This window comes from Rhizobium sp. PRIMUS64 (assembly GCF_023006465.1).
In the GTDB taxonomy this organism is placed as follows: Bacteria; Pseudomonadota; Alphaproteobacteria; order Rhizobiales; family Rhizobiaceae; genus Rhizobium; species Rhizobium leguminosarum.
In genome coordinates, this window is the sequence record NZ_JALBGX010000021.1 from 65213 (window position 1) to 82817 (window position 17605).

Sequence of the window (17605 nt, forward strand, 5' to 3'; positions counted from 1 at the left end):
TCCCCCACGGTGAAATCACTGAGCCGGCGAGATCAACGCGACAGTTGGGAAGTATGACCGGTACCGACCAACGTCTCGCGTTAACAGCGGAAACTGCTGAACCGCAGCATGCGCGCCGATGAAGAAATCCGGCAAGACACCCGTCCGAGAGCCACCGGCCCGGCGATACCGCGTGAAGGCCTTTCCGGCAAGAAACAGCGCCGCCCGCGGAAACGGCGCGACGACCAGTCCCGCCTCGTCGATGAACGCGTCCAGTTCCTCGATGCGCTCATAGCGGACCGCAAGTTCGGCATAAACGACATCGTTGATCAGCAGCGGGCCGGCGAGATTGGCCGCTTCGAGCTGCTCAATCGACCAGTCAGCCCAAGTTCCGTCATTGGTCACGAGATCGAGCAGGACATTCGTGTCGATGAGCGTCACACGTCACCACGGGTGAGCGCCATGATCGCGTCGGTATTGAGCCCCTCTCCGGCGTGTCCCCGAAGCTTTTGAAAGCGGCTGGTGGGCTGCTTCCTGTCAGCTCTCGTCAGTACCACACTGCCATCTGCGGTCCGATGAAAATCGACCTCGCTTCCGGGAACAATCCCGAGCAATTCTCGAACCGCTTTAGGGATGGTGACCTGCCCTTTTGCTGTGACTGTCGTCGTCATGCCGAAACCTCGTAATACCGCTTTGGTATTAGGTATTACTATCCGGTTTCGATTTCAACATCGCCGTGTGAACCTTCTTATCGTCGCATACGGAGAGATTGCCAAGCCGCCGACTAGGCCAATGTGTGCTCAACAAACGGCGCGATTTGGTCGAGGGCGTTGGCATTGTCCTTGCCGCTCGTCGACTTTCCTGACGAGGCTGGGAACGCGGCGGCGCATTTCCCACGGGAAGCTGCGGCACCCTCAGGTTGCCTCGCGAACCATGTTTGGTGCCTAGGGCTTATAAGCCACCCGCCGCACTTCTACGAAAGGCAAACCACCACCGGCTATGCTGTGCGAAAAGGTACGCTTATGGCGCTGAGCCCGGAAAGCGGCGCCTATCTTAGTCAAAATCTCCGGAGGCATTATGTTGCTGCCCTAGCCGTTTTGCTTGCTCAACGCTTCGGCGGAGGTCACAACGCGCCCTGCGGCGACGGTACGCCGACGCGAATGGCCTGCGAGAAATTCGGCGAAAGACCGTCGTCGTGCGCCCTTGCAGCGATGTGCGCGGCCGACCGCAGTTGCGACAAGGAAACCGAGGTGTCCAGCGCGCCACGGTCATAGGCGTATTCCGGCAGGTATCCGTTGACGATGAGGCGCCAGTCCGTCGGCACGGCGTCGCCTGCGACACGCATCATCTTGATGATGGTCGTCGTGCAGTTGGTCGTCAGCGAATTGTAGAAAGCGGGCGTGGCCGCAAGCGCGCTTGCGTCGGAGACGTACTCGCGCAGAAGAAGCCTCGCAGCCGCCGGCGACGCCCTCAGGCGGTAGATCTGGACGTCCTCACCGCGAAAATTGGAGCGGAGGCCGATCACATCCCTTTCGTCTGCGGCGAGGATGACCAGAGGACTGCTTTTGAAAAGGTCCGCCAGCGGTGAGAACGAACCTCCCGAAACGCGACGCACTTCGATAGACCACGCCAGATAGCGGCCGTCGTCGAAGCCGAAGCTCATGATGACATGCGCGATAGCCGGACCTGACCAGTAGGACATGAACATGTCGACGCTCTTCAGCTTGTTCAGGTCGAAACTGCGCGTCGTCCATCGTTCCGTGAAGTCGGTGGTGCTGCGCCACTCGAAATCGCGGACATTGGTCAGTGTCAACAGATCACCGTCGAATTCGCCGGTGACCTGACGTGCGACGTCCGGAGCCCACACCCCATTTGCCTGCGGTTCGATCGTGCTCCACCAGACGAGAACCAGGACGAACGCGGCCGCAAACGCGAGGACCGCACGAAGGCGTCTCCTGCCAAAGAGCGCCACGACGACGGAGGCGCCAAAAAGCCCGAACAAGATGGCGCTGGCTAGCCTGCCGACCTCGGGCACCGGCAAGCGGTACCAAAGCGCGAGCGACGTCCAGGCCGATGCAAAGGCGACAATCAACACGAGCACTGCAATGACGATCGCACGGACCGGTCGAACCATTTTGCTTTTCCAAACGAGTTTGAAGCGTCCGTCCTGATCATTGGACCCTATCGGTTTCCGGACTCGAAGCCCAGAACCTATGCGAAGCGACAGGCCGCCGGATCTTCCATTTCGGTATGCTTGAATTCCGCTGGCGTGAAGATATTCCTCCGCGAAATCATTCCTCTCCCTCGAGAGCGTCAAAGGACGAAGGGGAAGGCCCCCAACACGACGAATTCTCGCAGCTATCCGTCTTGACTCTGCGGGTCGCGTCGTCCGCAAGCGTGATCCGGAAGATGAGCGCCAGGTGATCCTTGGGGTGACGAATGAGGGGCAGTCAATGAAGGCGGAGGCGAAAGCAGTATGCCTCGAGCTCGCGACTGGCCTTGCCGTGGCAACAGATCGCCGCGCAATTGGCCAATTCGATCAGTTGAAGGGCCGAACACCCAAACCAAGACGTCGCAAGGCTGGATGGCACCGGAACCGAACCACGCCCGTCAAATGACGGACGCGGCTCGGCGGGAGGCGCCGGGGATCAGTCTATCCGATTGCCTTCGGCGGAGAAGAGGTGGATTTTCTCGGATTTGGGCGCGAGGTGGATTTGCTGGTCGGGTTTTAAATCCAGCCGCCGGTGAAGTACGATCGTTGCCGTCTGCGTGCCGATACGCACCGAAAGATGGGTCTCCGCACCGGTCGGCTCGACAGTCAGCACGGTGGCCGGAATGCCCGTCTCCGCAATGTCGAGATCTTCCGGGCGGATGCCGTAGATGCGCGCCGCGCTTTGGCTCAATTGCGGCGGAAGCGGCAGGGAAACACCGCCTTCGATACGGAAGCCGCCGTCGCTGACGCCACCCTCGAAGAGGTTCATCGACGGCGAGCCGATGAAGGCGGCGACGAAGGTGTTATCTGGGCGGTCGTAGAGATCAAGCGGCTTGCCGATCTGCTCGATGCGGCCAGCGCGCATGACGACGATCTTGTCTGCCATGGTCATCGCCTCGATCTGGTCATGGGTGACGTAAACGATGGTCGTGCCAAGGCGCTGATGCAGCTCCTTGATCTCGCTGCGCATGGTCACCCGCAGCTTGGCGTCGAGGTTGGACAGCGGCTCGTCAAAGAGGAACACTTTCGGATGGCGTACGATGGCGCGGCCCATGGCGACGCGCTGGCGCTGGCCGCCGGAAAGCTGTTTCGGCAGGCGCTCCAGCAGGGGTTCAAGTGCGAGAATGCCGGCGGCTTCGCTCACCAGCTTATCGATTGTCGCCTTATCGCGCCCCTGCAGCTTCAAGGCAAAGCCCATATTTTCGCGCACCGTCATGTGCGGATAGAGCGCGTAGGACTGGAACACCATGGCGATATCGCGCTCCTTCGGCGCGACGTCGTTGACGACGCGGCCGTCGATGCGGATTTCACCGCCACTGATATCCTCCAGCCCCGCCAGCATGCGCAGAAGCGTGGACTTCCCGCAGCCGGACGGCCCGACGAGCGTGACGAACTCACCGTCCTCGATATCCGCGGAAACCCCGTGGATAATGGAGGCCGCGCCGTATTGCTTCAGAACCCGGTCGATTGCTACCGATGCCATTGTCTGTCCTCCCTCACAGTTTCAATTGCCAGACGCCGGCCTCGGCGACGGCGCCGGTGAGCGTTGCCGAACGTGCGGCGGCAAAGCCCGGAATGCGTTTGGACCCCGTCCAGCGGCCGTTGTCAGCGAAGACCTCGATGGAGCCGGCATCGAGGAAGATGCGCAGGCTCGACGGTTTCGCGCCGGCGGCGAGGTAACGTGGCGGCGTCTTGCCGGTGCGCGCGTCGAAGACAATCGCCAGACCATCGGCATCGAGTTTCACGCCTAGATCGACATCCGGATGATCGAAGGTGAGATCGAAGGCGGCGCCCGGCTCGGTGAGATCAAGTACGATCTCGACGGCGCCGGTGCCGAGCGGCACGGTCTTGCCGGCGGCAAGCGCGGTGTCGTCCAGCAACTGATGGCGCAGGCTTTCGACGGCTGCGACCGGCGGGGTCAGCACGGTGTCACCGTCGAGAAGCACGCGGCGCGGCAGGGTCATAGTCGTCGGGAAATCGTCCTTCTTGGAAAAATCCGACCAGTTGGCGAGCCAGGCGATGCCGACCGGCTCGCCGCCATCAACGAAGGCCTGGAAGGCATAGGCATCCGAACCGAAATCCAACTCCTGCTCGAATTCCGCCGTGAAGGTGCGGCCATCGAAACCGCCGACGGTGACGGAGGTGAGGTTGCGGCGGCCGGTGGCCGGGTCGCGGCTGGTGAGCAGACCGAAGATCAGCGCCCAGCGGGTTTCTGCGTTTTTGCCGGAAAGCGCCACCATGCAGGGGCATTCCGCCGCCGTCATGCCGAAACCGTCCTCGCGATGGATGATGCCGAGGAAGGTCCAGCCATCGGCGCCTTGCGCGTCGGCGGTTTCATAGAGCAGTACGACGCCGCCCTGCCTGTCGCGGCTGCCGAGCAGCATCTTCCAGCGGCCGTCCGGGCCTTTGAAGACATAGGGGTCGCGGAAATCGGTGGTGAGGTTCAAGCCTTCCGGGCGCAGCGGCATCACGGTTTTCGACGGGCCGGCGACGATGCCGTCGCGGCTGACGGCGGAAAGCTGGATTTGCTCTTCCGGTTGCCGATCACGCACATGCTCGGTGTAGAAGACGCGGATTTCCTCGCCTTCTGGGCCGGCGCCGGGGATCGCCGAGCCGGAGAAGGCGCCGCCGCGGCCATCATCCTTTTCCGATAGATGTGCCGCCGGGAAGAGGAACATGGGCAGATGCGTCCAGCGGACGAAATCCTTCGAGACGGCATGGCCCCAGTGCATAGTGTTCCAGCGCGGCTCATGAGGATAATGCTGGTAGAAGAGGTGAGCGTTTCCGCCGAACCGTCCAAAACCGTTCGGATCGTTCATCCAGCCGAAGGGCGGGCGGAAGTGGTAGCTGTCGGGCACGTTGGGGGCGGCGGTGCGGGCATCGCTGTGCAAGACGCGGATGCCCTCCTTCATCACTATTTCCGGCCGGAAGGCATAAGCGACGGAGAGCGCTGTGGTTGTCGCATCATAGGACAGCGTGGCACGACCGCCCTTCGCGAGCGTCACAGCGAAGAACTCAAATTCCCCCGTGCGGCGGGTCGAGGGCTCGCCGATGTCGTTGCCATCAACAGCGACGAAGAGCTTCGCCTCGCCGCCGGCATGGCGCGCCTTCAGCCAGAGATGCAGCACCGTGCCTTCGGGCAGCTCCGCTTCGATGGTTTCAGGTGCTGACGTTTCGGATTTTGCCTGCAGAGTCATGATCAACCTTTCACCGCGGAGCCGACGAATGAACTGACGAACCAGCGCTGGAAAGCCAGATAGAGAATGAGGACGGGGATCATCATCAGCACCGAGGCGGCCATGGCGCGGTCCCAATAGATGCTGTCCTGTCCGAAGAAGGTGGCGATGGCGACGGCAATCGGCCGAGCATAGTCGGTCTGGGTGACCAGCGTCGGCCAGAGATACTGGTTCCAGCTTTCGATGCCCATGAGGATCGAGACCGTGGCGAGCGCCGGCAGGCTGAGCGGCATGTAGATTGACCGGTAGATGCGGAAGACCGATGCACCATCCATTTCCGCCGCTTCATAGAGTTCCTTCGGCAGCTGCGCGAAGAACTGGTAGAAGAGGAAGACATAGAGCGGGCTTGCCACCCAGGGCAGGATCTGCACCGCGAAGGTATCCGTCAGCCCCGCCCGCGACATCATGACGACGAGCGGCATGATGATGCTTTCCTGCGGGATGACATAGAGGGCGACGACCAGCGCCAAGAGCGCCGCCTTGCCGCGCAGCGAGCCCCAGGCCAGAACGAAGCCCGCCATGGAATTGATGATCAGACCCGAGACGACTGTGGCGACGAGGATCACCAGCGAATTGAAGAGATATCGGCCATAGGCCAGCTCGCCGGAGAAATGGGCGATCTCCTTGTAGTTCGACAGCGTCGGGTCGCTGACCCAGAAGGCGCGGAAGCTGCCCATGTCGGCGAGGATGCGGAAACGGTCGTCCTTCAGGCTGGCGATCAGCAGCATGAACAGCGGCGAGATCATCACCAGCGCGATGACCAGGATGCAGAGGCTCTGCACGACGCGCAGGCTTCTCTTGCCGTTGCCCCTTGCGATTGCCAGCGGGGCGGGCTGGCTCAAAGCGATATCAGACATCGAAGCGCCTCAGGAGTTTGCGTTGCAGGAGCGCGATCAGAAGAACGATGACGAAGAGGATGACGGAAACGGCCGATGCGTAGCCGAGTTTCTGCTCCTCGAAGCCGGCGCGCACCATGTAGTGGACAACGGTTTCGGTGCTTTCCTTCGGGCCGCCCTGGGTGAGGATCGCCACCTGCGTATAGAGCTTGAAGGCCTGGATGGTAGTGATGACCAGCACGAAGACATGCGTCGGGCGAAGGCCGGGCATGGTGACGTGCCAGAAGCGGCGCAGCGCGCTTGCCCCGTCGATGCGGGCGGCATCGTATAGTTCTTCGGGAATGCCCTGCAGGCCGGCGAGATAGATGATCATCTGAAAGCCATAGGCCTGCCAGGCTGAAAGCAACACGATGGAGAACATCGCCCAGTTGGGGTCGCCGAGCCAGTCGATCGGCTGGATCGTGCCGCCGGAAAGGAAACCGACGATCTGGTTGAGCGGGCCGCTCGGATACTGGAACAGCGTGCCCCAGATGACGCAGACCACCACCATGGAGGTGATCGCCGGCAGGAAGAACAGGCCGCGCAGCAGGTTTTGCATCGGCAGCTTCTGGTGCAAGAGCAGCGCGGTCAGGAAGGCGAGGCCGCACTGCACTGGCAGCACCCAGAAGGTGAAACGCGTAACGTTCCACAGCGAGGTCCAGAACAGCGGATCGGTGAAGACGCGCTCGAAATTCAGGAGGCCGACAAAGCGCACCGGCGTCGGGCGCGGCACGAGCGGCTGGTTGGTCATCGCCGTCCAGAAGGACAAGAGGAACGGCGTGATCAGGAATATCGCCAGAAGCAGAAAGGCAGGCGCGATCATCGCCATTTCCTGCCAGAGCCGCTGCTTGTCGCGGCGTTTCGCCGGACGCCGCAAAGCGGGCGTGGAGGTCTGTTGCAAAGTCATTGTTTCCTCCTCATCGGTCATCCTCCCGAGATAGTCCAGGGCCGGCCGGAGAACCGGCCCCGTCAAAACCCCTTACTGCTGCTCGTCGAAGGGCGGGTAGCCGGCGTTGTCCTCGATATCCTCGTCGATCTTCTTGGCAGCGGCCGTCAGCGCTTCCTGCGCGTCACCACCGTTGAAGATCTTGTCGACGGCTTGCATGAAGGCCGAGGTGATCGTCGGATAGGCCGGGTGCGGCGGACGGGCGATCGCGGTCTTGGAAGCCTGCTCAAAGGCGATGGCGAGCGGACCGCCTTCCGCATAGAGCGGAGATTCGGCCGCGAAGCTCTTCAGGCCCGGATAGGCGGACTGGGTCTTGGCGTATTCCCGGTACGCCTTGTCCTTCAGCAGGAAGCTCAGGAACTTGCCGGCGATCTCAGGGTTTTCCGAGGTCGCGGAAATGCCCCAGATCCAGGTTCCGTTCGGGCTCACGCCCTTGTCGCCGATCTTCGGCAGCGGCATGACGACGATATTGTCCTTCATCGCTGCCGATGCCTCCGCGTAGAACCAGTGGCCGCCCATGGCGAGCGCGGCCGGCTGTCCCTCGGCGTAGAACTGGTTGGTGCCTGACGAAGTCGGTACGACCCAGCCCTTCTTCACCCAGTCCTGCATCATCGTCAGCGCCTTGACGCAGGCCTCGCCATCGAGCGTGCCGCTGGCCTTCCAAGTCTTGCGGTCGATCAGGTCGCAGCCGGCGCTTTCGAGCAGGGGGCCGTAGGCATAGGTGATCCACTCGGTCTTGATGCCGTAACCTCGGAAGGTGTCGATCGGCCACTTCACGCCTTCGAGCTTGGAAAGCTTTTCAAGATAGCCTTCGAATTCCTCGCGGGTCCAGGCATCGTCGACCGATTTCGGAATGCGGGCGCCAATGGCTTCAAGATATTTCTTGTTGCCGTAGAGCACGACCGAGGAGTCGGTGAGGCCGATCGCATAGAGGTCCTTATCGATCGGATAGGTGCCCTGGGCGATATTCGAATCCGTCATGTCATCGAGCAGGTCCTTGTCAATGAGCGGCTTGACCGGCTGCAGATAGCCGGACCAGACGTAATTGGCGAGGAACGGAGCATCGAGTTCCATGATATCGGGCAGCTGCTTGGCCATGACGGCGGCGCTGAACTTTTCGTTATAGGCATCGTGCGGCGCGTAGATCATCTCGATATCGACATCGGGATTGGCGGCCTCGAAGCGGGTGGCAACGTCGCCATAGGCCTTCACCCAGCCGGGATCGCCCTGGTGCATAACGTGGATGACGGTCTTCGCCTCGGCAAGACTCGCGGTTGCAACCAGCGCGGCGGACGCGAAGAGACCGCAAAGTAAACGATTACCCATTCTCATTGATATTCTCCTCCTGTTAGACACTATTCGATGTTCAGACGGATGCCCGTTCGACCAGATGGAACGGCAGTTTCCGCAGATGCGGCGGTTCGGGCTGCTCGGCCAGGAGGATCTCCATGGCAAGGCGGCCCATGGCGCGGTGCGGCAGGGCCATCGTCGTCAACGGCGGGTCCAGCCGCGAGGCAAGCTCGACCTGGTTGTCGAAGCTTGCCACCGCGATATCATCCGGAATGCGAAGGCCGGCGCGGGCAAGCGCCGCATAGACTTCCATCGCCACGCGGTCATTGCCGCACAGGATGGCGTCCGGCCGTTGACCGGATTTCAGAAGCGCCTCCACATGAGAGGCAACAAGGCTTGGCGCGCGGTCGCTGTAGACGCTGCGGCGCACCGCCGGCAACACGCCGGCGGGGTCGATGCCCCCCTCCTCAAGCGCCGCACGAAACCCCATCTCGCGTAGCGTGCCGGCGAGAATGCCCGGCAGGTTGATGAAGGCGATGCGCCGGCGGCCGGCGACGAGGAGATAACGCACGATCTCCCGTGCGCCGCCCTCTTCGTCCGGCACCAGCGCGGTAACGCGGCCGGCAGCCTCGCGGCAGTTGATCATGACGCCGACGGCGCCCGCCAACCTGTCCGGCAGGGCGACATGCTTGTGGTACATTGCGGCATAAGCAACGGCGCGCGGCCGGAACTGCTGCACCTCGTCCAGCACCGAGCCGATAGACTGGCCGCTTCTGTGGTTGACCGCAAAGACCGCCATGCCGGCGCTACGGGCCGCCCCGTCGAGGCCACGTACGATCTCGGTGGCGAAGGGCGAAGTGATGAGGCCGTCGGAGACGACGCCGACCAGCGGCAGCCAGCCCTGACGCACGCCACGCGCCGCAAGGTTGGTCACATAGCCGAGTTCTTCCGCAATGGCCTTGATCTTCTGGCGCGTATCGTCGGACATGCGGGCGGAGCCGCCGTGCAATGCGCCGGAAACCGTCTTTACCGAGACGCCCGCACGTTCCGCGATGTCAGAAAGCGATACTGCCACGATCTTCACCATCCTCCTTGGGTGATCGATTACCCAATAGTGGCAGCGGACGCGTTTTGTCAAGTGGCTTTTACGTGCACTGCTCGGTGTTCCGAACACCTATCTGTCAATCGGCGCACAAAACTGACCCCTTACCGGCGTGCAATCTTGGCTCTGACGCAGATTGGGTGCAATTGACTCATGTCGCGCCGATCAGTCGGGCTTGAAGAAGATCAAGTTTTCCGCGCCCGTACATCTGGCGCTTTACCAGCTTGAGCTTGGTGATTTGCCCCTCAGTTTGTCCGTTGGACCACGATGAGACGATCGCTGCCCGGACTGCCTGTATGTCTTTGAAGCGATCTTTTATGAAAAGGGTTGCGCGCAGGCATCGGCTCCTACAAGGACACAGATGGCGCCTCGGCCGCGCGCAACCCCCCTGCTTCGCCTTTACTTGGCCTTACTGACGCTCGCCTCAATCCTCCCCAATTGAGAGCTCACGTAGTCGCCGTGGCGAAGCTTTGCGAATTCGTCGGTGGCTTGTGCCCGTCTGCTCTTGAAAACGTACCATTGACCGTCCGGTTCGCGTTTCTGATAGATCAGGCCGCCCTTCTTCCGGTGGCTGAAGCAGGTGATTGCCGTCGCCGTTCCGGTCTTGGCGTGCCAGTCGGCGTTGAAGCAGAGTTTACCCGACTCCGTGATGAACCAGCGGCCCATGCCGAAAGACGGCGAGCCGTTTTCCCGCGACCAGGCGGTAAAGCGGCGCGCCTTTGTGGAGAAGTAGCCGGCACCGGCTTTCCACATCCAGGAATTCTGGTTGTAGAGCTGATAGATTTCCGCACTGCTCATCGGCTTTGCGGTCTCGATCCCCGCAGGCTCATTGGTTCCGGCAGCGGACGCGGCCGTGGCGATACCGCTGAGGGCCACGGCCAGGAGCATTTTTTGAAGCATGGACATGTTCAGCTTCCCTCTTGTTCAATTGATGCTTTCGCGGACGACCCGCCAGTCGGGGCGGCCATAGCCGTCCGGCCACGGATAGACTTCACGGTCGTTGAAGTAGATAACGGCGCTCAGGGCCGGGAACTGGGGATAGCGTTTCGTTATGCTCTCAGCCCAGTTTCGCACGTATGAATCGTCGCCTTCGTAGCCGAGTTCGGCAACCATGATGGGCTTGCCGTAACCAGCGACACGGGCGTATCCGGGCGCAAGGTGCGCTGCAAACGTCTGGTCCTTGCCAGTCTTGTCCCTGTCGTATTGCTGCAGGCCAAAGACCGAGAGCCCGATGAGATCGACGACATCGTTGCCGGGATAAAAGGCTTGAAGCCCCTCATTACCCTTCGGTGACCACATGTATTTGGCCGTCTTCAGGTGGACCTTGCAGACCTCCACCATCCGCCGATAGGCCTTGGCATAATCGGCGCCCTGCCAATGCGACCAGGAGAACTGGCTGTCGGTTTCGTCCATTTCCTGTCCCCAGCGAATGATGACCGGACTTTTCAGCTTGGCGGCAGTCGAGCAGACGGCGGCCATGTTCGCATCGCGCGAACCGTCCAGGATGCTGTGCAGCAGTTCCTGCGAGGTTTGGCGCCAATCGGATGACCAGGTCCAGGGCTCGACCGAGATCAGCAAGGTGCGGCCACGCGCTTGCGCATAATCGTCGGCCAGGGCGAGCGTGCGCAGATCGACGTCTTCCCAGGGCAGGAAGAGGTGTTCGATCTTCGAATCGGGCGACGCGGTTAAATCTCCGTGCGGATCATAGGCGCCGAACGTGAGCGACTCCTTCGTGACGACCGGCATTTTGGTCGGCGGCGCGATGGACGATGTCGTCATCGCAAGCGGCTGCCCTTCGGCAAAGCTGCCCAGAGCGGTCGGCAGGACCGCGACTCCCGACAGCAACAGGCCGGTTAACGACAACAGGGCTATTTTGGATGGGCTAGACATTGTGTACTTCCTCCAGGCTCGGCCGCAAATCCGGGTGAGCGGCATCCGGTGTCAGTTGGATCTCTTCCGGATCGGAAATCCATCGTGGTTTGAAGAAGATCGTGCGCAGGGCGGTCCCGCCCCGGCCTGCACCGGAGGCGGCGTAGCGCTCTTCGAACAGCTGAAGGCGGCCACTGCCCCAGGCGAGTGCCTCGGCCGCATCCTTTCCGCGCATCATGGTTGCAACCCCCGGCAGCGCGACGAGCGCAAGAAGCACGGTCGCCATCGCCGGACGGTAGAAACGCGGGGCCGCCGCAATCGTATTTTCCTTCGAATGGCGCCCAACGATGACCAGAAGCAGCACGCAGTAGATTGTCGCGTTCAGGACGGTAAAGAAGTAGCCCCCCTTGGAGGCGCCGGCATGGCCGATCGCCAGGGCGGGCAATACCGCCATCAGCGCCAGCACAGCGTAGGGCGCCAGGACACGCGCCGGCAGCAGATCGACTTCGGACCGCCCTTTCGGGGTGACGCGGAAATCGACGAAGGAGCCCGTGAGAAAATCGTGCACCGCAGCCAGCGTACCGGCGAGCGCCCAGGGCCAGCGCGCGAAGAGAAAGAGCATGCATTCCCAGCTTAGGATCTTGGCGTCGTAGGGGCGGAACGAACTGCTGGCGCGCCAGCGATAAGCCATCACCACGAGAGCGATAGAAAGCGGCGCGAAATGCGTGAGGAAATCGAGATAGGTCACCGTCACGAAGTTCTGGCCGCGCAGAAGCGCGATGATCGGCATCGCAAACATGAGCAACATGAAGAACGCAAAAAGCGGATACCAGAGTTGCGAAAAGAGGAACTGGAACTTGAGCCGGGGCGGCAGCCGGCCGACGAGGCTCGGCGAGTACCGCAACAGCACCATGACCAGGCTGCGCGACCACTGGAATTCCTGCGTCACGAGATCGCTGAAGGTTCTGGGGCCGTCACCATGGGCGATGGCATCCAGCGCATGCACACCCCGCCAGCCGCCGGCATTCATCATCATTGTCGTCGAGTGGTCTTCAGCCAACTCCGGACCGAGGCCGCCGATCTGTTTCAGGGCGACGGTACGTACCGCGTAATGCGACCCTATGCACAGCGGCGCCAGGCCGCCATTGTAACCGGCTTGGAGCGAGCCATGCATGCTGGCCTCGGCATAGAGCCTTCCACGTGCCGACCAGCTTTCGGAAGCGTTCTTGTCGCAAATGCTGGGGGCCGAGACATAGCCGACGTTTGGATCGGCGAACGGACGCAGCATGTGGAAGAGATAGTCGGGCGCGGGAACATGATCCGCATCGAGTTGCGCCACGAAATCGTAGCGGCTGTAGCCGTAGTGGTCGTAAAAGAAGGCGAGGTTGCCTTCCTTGCACCGCGTGCGTCGGGGCCACGACGTCCGATGGTAATCGGATCGCCCCTTGCGGGTCGAGACGAAGACCCCGTGCCCGGAGCACCAGTCGAGAGTCTCGGGGGAAGGGTCTTCGTCGGCAAGCCAGGTGTCGTGTTCCACCTCCTGGGCAAGCATTGCCAGCAGGGTTTCACTGACGACCGAGAAGGGTTCCGCCGGCGCCTTGGTCACGACCATGGCCACTCGGCTGCCCGCCGGCAGGCGCAAGGGACCGTTCGGTCTTGCCGCCCGATAGAAGACGACGATGAAATAGGCCGGCAGAGCGGTAACCCAGGCAAGAACGAGGCTCACCGTAATTGTGCCGAAAGCATCGACGTGATGGTGCGGCTCCAGCCACCAAATCCAGAAATAGGCGAAGGCGCAGGCCCATACGGCGGCCAAGAACAAATATTCGGCCCGCCGATATCCGGTCAGAACCGGGACAAGAAACGGCTCCTGGGAGGGTTCCGGAGCATGCGTCGCTTGGTTGATCGCAAGTTCGGTCACGCGCGCACCTCCAGTCCGAAGAACGGAGCCGCCGTCCGCACGATGGTTTCGAGGTCGGAATATCGAGGCTGGAAGCAGAGTGTCTCGCGGGCCAGGCTGGCGTCGGCATAGAGGCTGGGCGGATCGCCCGGCCGGCGCGGATGGATGACGACCGGGACTTCGCAGCCGGTCGTTTCCTCGATTACGCGCAGCACTTCCCTGATGGAAAAACCCCGCCCGGTGCCGAGGTTGACAGCGAGGTTTGCTCCGCCTTTGGCGAGATGGGTAAAAGCCTGAACATGGGCGCGCGCGAGATCTGCGACGTGAATATAGTCCCTTATGCAGGTCCCGTCAGGGGTGTCGTAGTCATCGCCGAATATCTCCAGGTGCGGAATCCGGCCGGCCGCGGCCAGCAGCGCCCGCGGAATGAGATGGGTTTCCGGAACGTGCCATTCGCCAAGCTCGCCGTCCGGATCGGCTCCACAGGCATTGAAGTAACGCAGGGCAACATAACGCAGGCCGAAGGCCGCCGAATAGTCGGCGAGCATATTCTCGCCCATCAGCTTGGTCCTGCCGTAGGGATTGATCGGAGCCTTCGGCAACGTCTCATCGATCGGCAGCACGGAGGAAACGCCGTAGACGGCACAACTCGATGAGAAGATGAGGTTCTGAAGCCCCGTCTGCCGGCAGGCATCGATAAGCGACAATGCACCGCAGACATTGTTGTTGTAATATTTCGCCGGGTTCTGCACGGACTCGCCCACGTAGGCCGAGGCGGCAAAGTGGATGACGGCATCGGGCGCATATTTCTCGATGGCCTCGATCAGGCATGGCGAGTCGAGGACGTCACCTTCGACGAAAGGGCCCCAGCGCACGGACGACCGGTTTCCGGTCGTAAGATTGTCGTAGACGACAGGCTCAATCCCCTCCGAGCGGAGGAGCTTGGCGGTGTGGCTGCCGATATAGCCGGCACCGCCCGTGACAAGGACCCGGGGCGCATCCATCAGACGGCCTCCAGCTCGCGTGCTGGACGGGTGAGAAGGCCATCGAAATAGTCGATCGTCTGACGCAGGCCGCTCGACAAGTCGATCTTCGGCCGCCAGTCGAGTTCCTGCATGGCAAGCGAAATATCCGGGCGACGCTGACGAGGGTCGTCAACCGGCAGAGGGCGATGGATGATTTGCGACCGGGAGCCGGTCAATCCGATCACCTGCTCGGCCAGCTCCCGGATCGTGAATTCGCCCGGATTGCCGAGATTGACGGGCCCCGTCAGCGACGACGGCGAGGCCATCATGCGGACCATGCCGCCGATGAGATCATCGACGAAACAGAACGAGCGGGTCTGCGAACCGTCGCCATATATCGTGATGTCTTGCCCCGTCAGGGCCTGAACGATGAAATTCGAGACGACGCGGCCGTCGTCCGGACGCATCCGCGGGCCGTAGGTGTTGAAGATGCGGATGATCTTGATCTCGACGCCGTGCGTGTTGTGGAAGTCGAAGAACAGCGTCTCGGCGCACCGCTTACCCTCGTCATAGCAGGAGCGCGGCCCGAACGAATTGACGTTGCCCCAGTAGCTTTCGACTTGCGGATGGACGTTCGGGTCGCCGTAGACTTCGGAGGTGGATGCCTGGAGGATGCGTGCGCCGGTGCGCGCGGCCAGCTCCAGAAGGTTGAGGGAGCCCAGCACGCAGGTCTTCGTCGTATGGACCGGATCGGCCTGATAATGCGGGGGCGATGCCGGGCAGGCGAGGTTATAGATCTCGTCGACTTCCAGATCGAGTGGCTGGACGATATCGTGGGCGACGACATTGAAGCGATCGACGCCCCTCAGATGGGCGATATTGCGCCGCATGCCGGTGGAAAAGTTGTCGAGGCAGATCACCTGGTGTCCGGCGGCCAAAAGCGTCTCGCACAGATGTGATCCGAGGAAACCTGCACCGCCGGTGACAAGAACTCTCTTGGGCGCACGAGATTTTCCGGATGAATAACTTGCGTCATGAGACGAAGCTTGCGCAGAGCGCGCACGAATCTTACCAAGGTAGTTCATGACTATCCCCCGTGTTTTTCAGCTTTTTCTGTGGAATTTTCTATATTTACTTCGGCATTGTGCGAAACTAAGTCGTTCTATCAGGCGAATGCTTTATTATTCCGGTTTTTCTTTTGGAAAGAACCGATGTTTATTTAGATACAGCCAAGGGAGGCAATTGTCGTTATCCCCACATCCTGAAAATTATCGCTCCGTACATTTCTGAGCGGAAAGGAATATGATAAACAACTTATGGAGGTGGCTCGTCGGGCACTTCCGCTTTTTCGGACAGAGTTCTCCGGGGATTTCAGCCGCAAAAACAATTGCTTTTCTGAATTTCCATGGCTTGGGTCGGGTTATGCGCTGGAGGAATTAATGGCTACAGGGTCTGAATCCGACGATGATCCTGCCGCGGAACTGCGGCCGGCGCAGATGGAGCGGCGGCGCTGGGCACGTGAACCGGCCATGCGCAAGGAACGACCACCCCATGCCTCCCCCGCACTCGTGCCACTGCGATTCTCGACGCAGGACCTGCCACCGGCAGAACAATTCCAGGCCTGGCGGGCACATATGGCGCCGCTCGTGGATGTTCATTTGCCGGAGGGAAAATCACCGGAAGACGGGTTCCTCGCGGAGCAGATCGGCTGGCATCTCGGCAATATCCTCATCGTCCAGCAGCGCGCGCAGGCCCACAGATATATCCGCGATCAGGCCATGCTTCGATCGAGCCCCATCGACCATTGGAACGTCGGCCTGCACCGCAGCGGCCAGGCCTGGACCGAGGTCAACCGTCGTGTCACCGAGACCGGTGCCGGCGAGATATTGTTCATGTCTCTCGGCAGCCCCTATCGCGGACGGATGACAGATACCGAAGCTTTGCTCGTGTTCCTGCCGTATGAGCTGCTGGCGCGCGATGCGAGCCTTCTCCAGAGCGCCGGCAACACGGTTCTCTCGGGCAGCCACGCCGAGTTGCTCTCGGGCTATCTCACGGGCCTCGAAACGAACCTCGGCAATCTGACGATAGAGGAAGTGCCCCGGATCATCCAAACCATCGGCGATATGGTCGTTGCGGCCGCCGCATCGTCCGCAAAAACTGATACCGGTCAAAACCAGACCAACATGGGACTGATGGAGCGGGCGCACCGCTACATTCACGTCAATCTCCATTCGGAAAAGTTGACACCGGACATGATATGCCGCGCGTTGGGAATTTCGCGTACGCGGCTTTACCAGCTGTTTGAGGCGAGCGGAGGCGTGCTCAATTATATTCGCAAGCGGCGATTGCTGCAGGCCTATGCGGATCTCAGCAATTCGGCCGACTACAGGCCGATTTCAGAAATCGCAGAAGCCGCCGGTTTCGAGGTCGCCGCCAATTTTACGCGCGCCTTCATCCACGAATTCGGGCTGAGCCCGCGTGAAATCCGAAGGACAGTGGCAACCCAACAGCGGCCGGCTCCGGCCATCAGCTCCACGCGGCGCTACGGAAAAACGATCGGTGATTGGCTGGCCCTGACGGGTTGATTCGGCATGCCGCTTGCTAAGGACCGTTTCTCAGCTGAGCCCGAAACCTCCCCCTCCCCGTCATCTCCCGCAAGCCGAGCTCCCCCACAATCCGCCGCGCCGCCTGGCGGCGTCACCCCGAGCGCTTTTTCGACCACGCCTGCCGAGACAAGCGGTTTTGCCATGACCCGCTCCGGCAGCTTTGACGACGTCGGCCTCCCATCCAGCTTCCGTTCAATCACCAGTCGCGTCGGCGCCAGCCGGTCATGCTCCTTCAGTCCGATTTCGGCAGCCGCATTCAGCCCCTGGGCAATGGCCAGCAGCCGGGTTTCGCGATCGCGATGCCCGCGCTGATCGAAGGGAATGGGACGGCCACATCGCGGGGCGTCGTGGAGGACAAGGTCCTCGAGGTGGACGAGTTCGCCGCCGAGCCACAACCAGGTGCAGGCGTCAATGAAGTGGGATCGTTCGATCCAGCCCACACCGACCGGCGAATGGGCGATGCGCCCGTCGAGACGCACCAGCGCGATCCCGGCGTCCGGAATCGGCCACAGGAGTAACTGGAGCAGATCTGGTGGCAGAAGGGATTCCTGTTTTTTGTGAATCATGATTCACTTCCTTTATGACGAAGCGCCGCCTCCCCATGGTCGAGCATGCCGATACGCTG

General features: G+C 61.4%; 15 protein-coding genes and 1 pseudogene. 1 reads left to right on the plus strand and 15 read right to left on the minus strand.

From position 1 onward, the window contains the following. Window positions 1-15 precede the first annotated feature (15 nt). The 14 genes from MOV76_RS11740 to MOV76_RS11805 form a co-directional block, all read right to left on the minus strand. Entirely contained in the window at window positions 16-420 is a 405-nt protein-coding gene (locus MOV76_RS11740; RefSeq protein ID WP_018247052.1) for a type II toxin-antitoxin system VapC family toxin, read from the minus strand. Beyond that, window positions 417-650, minus strand: coding sequence for an AbrB/MazE/SpoVT family DNA-binding domain-containing protein (locus MOV76_RS11745; RefSeq protein WP_018247053.1), 234 nt, complete (start codon window positions 648-650; stop codon window positions 417-419). Before MOV76_RS11745 ends, MOV76_RS11740 begins: the two co-directional genes overlap by 4 nt. Before the next feature lie 452 nt (window positions 651-1102). Beyond that, window positions 1103-2113, minus strand: a complete 1011-nt coding sequence (locus MOV76_RS11750) for a DUF4105 domain-containing protein (protein WP_247264569.1) — start codon at window positions 2111-2113, stop codon at window positions 1103-1105. 514 nt (window positions 2114-2627) lie between these two features. Next, complete coding sequence (locus MOV76_RS11755; protein WP_130654117.1) at window positions 2628-3674, minus strand: ABC transporter ATP-binding protein; 1047 nt, start codon at window positions 3672-3674, stop codon at window positions 2628-2630. A gap of 13 nt (window positions 3675-3687) precedes the next feature. Then, window positions 3688-5388: a glycoside hydrolase family 32 protein gene (locus MOV76_RS11760; RefSeq protein WP_247264570.1), complete on the minus strand. Its 1701-nt coding sequence runs from the start codon at window positions 5386-5388 to the stop codon at window positions 3688-3690. Window positions 5389-5390: 2 nt separating this feature from the next. Continuing rightward, window positions 5391-6284, minus strand: coding sequence for a carbohydrate ABC transporter permease (locus MOV76_RS11765; RefSeq protein WP_018247058.1), 894 nt, complete (start codon window positions 6282-6284; stop codon window positions 5391-5393). Next, window positions 6277-7209, minus strand: coding sequence for a carbohydrate ABC transporter permease (locus MOV76_RS11770; RefSeq protein WP_018247059.1), 933 nt, complete (start codon window positions 7207-7209; stop codon window positions 6277-6279). Before MOV76_RS11770 ends, MOV76_RS11765 begins: the two co-directional genes overlap by 8 nt. 72 nt (window positions 7210-7281) lie before the next feature. Continuing rightward, window positions 7282-8574, minus strand: coding sequence for a sugar ABC transporter substrate-binding protein (locus MOV76_RS11775; protein ID WP_018448914.1), 1293 nt, complete (start codon window positions 8572-8574; stop codon window positions 7282-7284). Between the two features lie 40 nt (window positions 8575-8614). Next, window positions 8615-9625 carry a LacI family DNA-binding transcriptional regulator gene (locus MOV76_RS11780; protein ID WP_018448913.1) on the minus strand — a complete coding sequence of 337 codons (1011 nt, stop codon included), beginning with the start codon at window positions 9623-9625 and terminating at the stop codon, window positions 8615-8617. Between the two features lie 414 nt (window positions 9626-10039). After that, a complete protein-coding gene (locus MOV76_RS11785) occupies window positions 10040-10546 on the minus strand; it encodes a DUF995 domain-containing protein (RefSeq protein WP_018247062.1) in 507 nt (168 codons plus the stop codon). A gap of 18 nt (window positions 10547-10564) precedes the next feature. Further along, entirely contained in the window at window positions 10565-11503 is a 939-nt protein-coding gene (locus MOV76_RS11790) for a glycoside hydrolase family 26 protein (protein WP_247264573.1), read from the minus strand. Between the two features lie 19 nt (window positions 11504-11522). Further along, window positions 11523-13430 (minus strand): glycosyltransferase family 2 protein, encoded by a 1908-nt coding sequence (locus MOV76_RS11795; RefSeq protein WP_247264571.1) that lies wholly within the window; start codon window positions 13428-13430, stop codon window positions 11523-11525. After that, the gene (galE, locus tag MOV76_RS11800; RefSeq protein WP_247264572.1) at window positions 13427-14413 is read right to left on the minus strand and encodes a UDP-glucose 4-epimerase GalE; all 987 of its coding nucleotides are present in this window, start codon (window positions 14411-14413) and stop codon (window positions 13427-13429) included. The genes MOV76_RS11795 and galE overlap by 4 nt, the downstream gene beginning before the upstream one ends. Beyond that, entirely contained in the window at window positions 14413-15459 is a 1047-nt protein-coding gene (locus MOV76_RS11805; RefSeq protein ID WP_131647128.1) for a UDP-glucuronic acid decarboxylase family protein, read from the minus strand. Before MOV76_RS11805 ends, galE begins: the two co-directional genes overlap by 1 nt. 354 nt (window positions 15460-15813) lie before the next feature. On the opposite strand from MOV76_RS11805, the gene MOV76_RS11810 reads away from it, so the two are divergent. Beyond that, a complete protein-coding gene (locus tag MOV76_RS11810; RefSeq protein ID WP_247264574.1) occupies window positions 15814-16959 on the plus strand; it encodes a helix-turn-helix domain-containing protein in 1146 nt (381 codons plus the stop codon). A 16-nt stretch (window positions 16960-16975) separates the two neighbouring features. Here the strand turns inward: MOV76_RS11810 and MOV76_RS11820 are convergent. Continuing rightward, window positions 16976-17546: pseudogene (locus MOV76_RS11820) on the minus strand (helix-turn-helix domain-containing protein). Between the last annotated feature and the right edge of the window lie 59 nt (window positions 17547-17605).